General features: G+C 31.0%; 6 protein-coding genes. 4 read left to right on the forward strand and 2 right to left on the reverse strand.

Annotation, left to right across the window (positions count from 1 at the left end; genetic code table 11):
• Positions 1 to 914 precede the first annotated feature (914 nt).
• The 4 genes from CQA69_RS08695 to CQA69_RS08710 all read left to right on the forward strand — a co-directional run bounded on the left by CQA69_RS08695 (position 915) and on the right by CQA69_RS08710 (position 3,656).
• The gene (locus CQA69_RS08695) at positions 915 to 1,223 is read left to right on the forward strand and encodes a plasmid mobilization protein (protein WP_171000376.1); all 309 of its coding nucleotides are present in this window, start codon (positions 915 to 917) and stop codon (positions 1,221 to 1,223) included.
• Complete coding sequence (locus CQA69_RS08700; RefSeq protein WP_137621387.1) at positions 1,220 to 2,728, forward strand: relaxase/mobilization nuclease domain-containing protein; 1,509 nt, start codon at positions 1,220 to 1,222, stop codon at positions 2,726 to 2,728. Before CQA69_RS08695 ends, CQA69_RS08700 begins: the two co-directional genes overlap by 4 nt.
• A gap of 488 nt (positions 2,729 to 3,216) precedes the next feature.
• Complete coding sequence (locus CQA69_RS08705; RefSeq protein WP_002821137.1) at positions 3,217 to 3,438, forward strand: hypothetical protein; 222 nt, start codon at positions 3,217 to 3,219, stop codon at positions 3,436 to 3,438.
• Positions 3,435 to 3,656: a hypothetical protein gene (locus tag CQA69_RS08710; protein WP_137621388.1), complete on the forward strand. Its 222-nt coding sequence runs from the start codon at positions 3,435 to 3,437 to the stop codon at positions 3,654 to 3,656. The genes CQA69_RS08705 and CQA69_RS08710 overlap by 4 nt, the downstream gene beginning before the upstream one ends.
• On the opposite strand, the gene CQA69_RS08715 is transcribed toward CQA69_RS08710, so the two are convergent.
• Positions 3,653 to 4,732, reverse strand: coding sequence for a replication initiation protein (locus CQA69_RS08715; RefSeq protein WP_137621389.1), 1,080 nt, complete (start codon positions 4,730 to 4,732; stop codon positions 3,653 to 3,655). The two genes, CQA69_RS08710 and CQA69_RS08715, sit on opposite strands and share 4 nt — an antisense overlap.
• Before the next feature lie 196 nt (positions 4,733 to 4,928).
• On the reverse strand, positions 4,929 to 5,137 hold a 209-nt coding region (locus CQA69_RS09030), incomplete at its 5' end, for a hypothetical protein (RefSeq protein ID WP_212741635.1).

Here is a 5,137-nt window from a genome sequence, read left to right on the forward strand (position 1 = left end):
TTTATTGAAGTCGTTGTGGTATTTAACAATATCGCTCATTTTTTTACCTTTTGAAGTATAACCCTAAAGGCAAGGGGCTTTACTGCCCCTGCGGTCTTATTTCACAAAAAATATTGCCACTTTAAGCTTAAAAAGCTTAAAATTTAGATATAATGCTACTTTAAGACGCTTACTATGTTTTTTCATAGTTAAGCCTTTAAAGGGTTATTTCCGCCAAGAGTGAAAACTCAAGGCGGATTTTTTATTGTAGCATATTAAAAGTATATTGTCAATAATTTCTACTCTTAATTAAAAGTAGATTGTCAATAAATTTACCCCCTTAATACTCCCAATTTACCCCCTTAATACTCCGCTAAGCCCCTTAAAATAATGATATAAAGCAAAATATTAAAGAAATTAAACTATATATTAAAAGTAGTATTATAAATTAATTTCTACTTTTAATACTCCTAATTTCTACTTTTAATACTCCTAATTTCTACTTTTAATACTCCTAATTTCTACTTTTAATACTCCTAATTTCTACTTTTAATACTCCGCTAAGCCCCTTCATATAGGCTCTAGAACGTTGCCTAAAAATATATAAAAATATTTAAAAATTTAAAAACCGCGTGCGTGCGTGAGTGATACGCATACGCGTACGCGCGCGTGAGAGAAAAAAACTTTCAAATGCAAAAGAGAGCTTGAAGGACGTAAGCCGTCCTAGAGCAGTTCAAAGAGAAAGGCTTACTTTTTCTTGCCTATTAGCTTATATTGCAATTTAGAGTGTTTTTTGCTTAGAGACTATATACAATAGGGCGGTGGGCTTTGTCCGTCTTCCGTGCTACGCACTCAGACAGCCCCCGCACCCCCTTTTCGCAAATCATAGCACCTTAGCGGTGCGATTTGCTTAAGCTAATAGAAAGGAGTAAGGCATTAAAACTTTAACTAAAAGATTAAGACTTTCACAAGATGAGTGGGAGCAAATACAAATCAAACTAAAAGAAAGTGAGCTTAATTTTTCTAGCTTTGCTTTAAAATCTATGCTAAAGCAAAAGACCTTTAAAAGAAAACAAACTCCAATTAATAGAGATTTTATAGCCGAGCTTTCTAAGTGGGGTAATAATTTAAATCAAGTTGCAAAGCATTTAAACACATCAAAAGGCGGACTTGATCGCGTAGGATTAGAAATGTTAAGTCGCATTGAAAATCATCTAAAAGAACTTAGAAAAGCCATTGAATGATTTGTAAATTCTTTAAAACTCAAAAAGGCGGGGGTGTATCATCGGTTGATTATATGCTAAATGAGAGAGTTAATCAAGGCACAGCAAGAATATTAAAAGGGGACGAGTTTTTAACAAGAGAGCTTATTAAATCAATGAGCCAAAAGCATAAAACTTGCGTAGGTGTTTTATCTTTTGAAGAAAAAAACATCGATGAGAACACCAAAAAAGAAATAATGCAAAGCTTTGAAAACGCCCTTTTAACTCCTGCAATGCAAGGACGTTATAATATTTTGTGGATAGAACATACAGACAAGGGCAGATTAGAATTAAACTTTATAATTCCAAAAATGGACCTAGAAAGCAAAAAGTCATTTAACCCTTACTACCACCCCATTGATAATAAAAGAATTGATTTTTGGCGTGATTTTGTTAATTTATGCTATGGTTTTACAAATCCAAAAGATCCGAGCAAAGAACAAACCCTACAAGGAAGCAAAAAAGAAAAAGAACTTTTTAAGGACTATGAAGCCCTAGATAAGATACTTCACAAGCAAGTAGCTAATGAAATTATAAACTCAAGAGACGAACTCATTTATTTTTTAGAGCAAAACAATATCGAAGTAACAAGAAAAGGAAGTGATTATTTAAGCATTAAACTACCAGAAAGCAAAAAAGCTAAAAGGTTTAAAGGAGGCATTTACAATGAACAATTTAGAAGCTTTGAAAAGCTTAGAGACTTACGCACAGAAAAAGAAAGCAGAGCAAGAGAGTATCAACAAAGAGATATTAAATCAAAGCTTGAACGAACTAAACGAGAACTTGATAAATTCATTCAATCAAAAGATGAGTATTACAGAGAAACAATTAGAAAATTTAACGAGCGATTACAGGGAAAAACTAGAAAATTCAATCGAAAAAATGGAGAAATACAATTACAAGATACAGCTAATGAAATTCAAAATATCCAGCCTAGCAATGAGTTTTTTAGTGGGAATGCTTACGATGATGATTTTAAGCGTAGTTGTATGGTATCTGTGGATAAGACCTTATCAGATCAGCAAGGAGCTAACAACAAAATCGAACAGCGGGAAAATTTATATACAAATGCCGAAAGAGAGCGTGATAGTGCAAGACAATTATTATTACCTACCACTAGATTAGAAAAGGCAGAAAATGACGACTTTAGAATTAGAATTAATAGCAGAAATAGAGAGATTACAGGACAAGATAACAGAATATCAACAAGCAGAGATGAAATTACACGAGATAATCAAGAGCGAACGAATAGCATACGAGAACGCTTTGGAAGCTATGAAAAACAAACTCAACGGCTTAGAACAGAGTTTCAAGGATTTGAAACAGAAAACACAAGAAACGGAGCAATTAAACGAGCAAGAATTGAAACAATTAGAGACATTATACAAGCAAAATATACAGAACTTAGAGAACGAATTAGAAACAGCTTTAAAAAGACAATAAATAAAGCAAGACAGATTAAAAGAGATTTTGGATATAGTAGATAATATATGGAAAAATGGGGCTTGAAATTTCATAAACCGAGATTTTTAATGTGAAAAACCCGTCTAAAACCGAGATTTTTAATGTTAAAAAATAAATAAAAGAGTAGATTATAAATTAGTTACTACTCTTGATTTTCCCTTGTTTAATATTACTCTTGTTTATACTTGTTTACGGGCATTTTAGCTATGGAAAAATGGGGGCTGAAATTTGATAAACAGACATTTTACCCGACAAAACAGACATTTTACCCGACAAAAGTATATCTAAAACAGACATTTTACCCGACAACGTGTAAAGTCTTAAAATTTTACTCGTTTTTAACATTAAATATCGATAAAATAGTGTTTTAAATAGATTTTTTATACTGCAATGAGTAAATTTTTCTCAACATTTAATCAAATTTTTGATTTTTTTCTTGTTTAATATTAAATTAATTTTTTGACTTTTATAATTATTCATATATCAAAAATAATCATAGAAAGGGTTTAAAATGAAAAAAATTATCTTAGGTTTAGCATTAATTGCTTCATTATCTAGTGTTGCTTCAGCATATAAAATTACTGTATCTCAACAGCCTATAGTTCAACCACATTACGAAGGTTGTGTTTTAGTTTATCAATACGGAAGAGATTACAGTAAATGCAATAATCAAGGTATTTATACTGATAATATTGACTATAAGCTTTGCAAACTAAGAGGACAATGTAAATGATACTTGTAACACCTTGTGGTGTTATGGATACCACAAATTTTGGCAAGAGTGAAGTAAATAGACAAACTATAGATTTTTCTTTGAAATCCCAAGAAAAAAAAGCAAAAGTAGAAGCTAAAGCTGAAAAAGAAGAAGAAACAAAGCTGAAAGATAAAGATATTAGCAATTCTACAAATGCAGGTAATAAAAAAGATCAGCTTTTAGATATATCTGCTTAATCCATTGTGAAAAGATTTTTGTAGTTTTGTGCTTCTTTGGCATTAATTACTCTTTGCTTATCTAAGTAAAAAAGTTCTTCGGCTTTGTCTTTTAACTTCTCTAAGCTTTGTATGTCTTTGAAGTTTTTAACACCAAAAGCCACAAATTTATCATCGCTCTTTCTTTGTGCGATGATTGAAATTTTATTATCAGCTTCATTGTGGTCGTAATGAGTTACGATCATTTCACCAAAGCGTTCATCATAAATTGATTTGCCTATATAATTGCTTAGTATTTCTTTTAGCTTGGTAAAAAATTTCTCCTGTTTGGCTTTTTCTTGTGCGATGCGTTTATCGTTGTTTTTATAATCAAAGATAAACTCTAAGTCCGTAATTTTACGCCCTGTTTTGTAAGTTTTTATTTCTAGTAATACAAGATTTGATTTGCTATTTATATCTTTTTCGGCTTGACTTAAAACTCGTCTTTGAAAACCTTGCCAATCTAATAAACTTTTTGGAACTTCTAAAAGGTTTTGTAATACTGCAAGATTGATTTTAAGGCTTTGTTTGTTCTGTTTTAACTCACAAACAAGCATATTGTAAATTCTTATGCTATAAGCTGATTTCATTTGCTGAATATCGTTAAATTTTAACTGGGTAAAATCTCTTTTTTGGTCTAGCAAGTATTGCATAAGACTATCGTTAAGCTGATAAGTGATATACCCTTGTCCTTGTCTGTATTCAATAGATTTAAAGAGTGTATAGCCTTTGAAAATAGTTGTTTCTTTCATCGTTTTTTCATCAAGCAATTTAAAATCCTCGACATAGGTTTTTTGTAGCATTGATTTACATAAATCCCTTATATAGTTATAATCTGGATTTTTATCATCTCTTTGCCATAGTTCCATAATTTCACTTAATGGCATTTCACAAACTTGAAATAAAGTGTCTTTTTGGCTGTTTATTTGTGCGACGATCCACATAAACATTTTAAGTTCGTTTGTGTTCATATCATATTTAGCATAAACAAAGCGATTGTTTTGAGTTACGACTGCTTTTTGAATTCTTTTTTTGTTAGTTTTTTTTGGTGTTTGCATAATTAGCCTTTAAGGCCAAAAGGACAGGGGCTTAACCCCTGCGGTCTTACTTCACAAAAAATATCGCCACTTTAAGTTTAAAAAACCTAAAATTTAGATATAATGCTACCTTAAGACGCTTACTATGTTGCTTCATAGTATGTCCTTTTGGTCAAATTACCCCTATCTCTAGGGGTAAAATAATTATATCACAATTTTAGTTAATAAAGACAATATTCATTAAATTTTTGTCTGTTTTAACCCCATTTTTAACATTAAAAATCTCACTTTTAAGGGGGGTTTTATAGCGAAAAATCTCACTTTTATAGCGAAAAATCTCACTTTTAGCAATTTTAATCCCCATTTTTCCATAGCTAAAATGCCCGTAAACAAGTATAAACAAGAGTAATATTAAACAAGGGAAAA

It is taken from the genome of Campylobacter estrildidarum (assembly GCF_005406205.1).
GTDB lineage: Bacteria > Campylobacterota > Campylobacteria > Campylobacterales > Campylobacteraceae > Campylobacter_D > Campylobacter_D estrildidarum.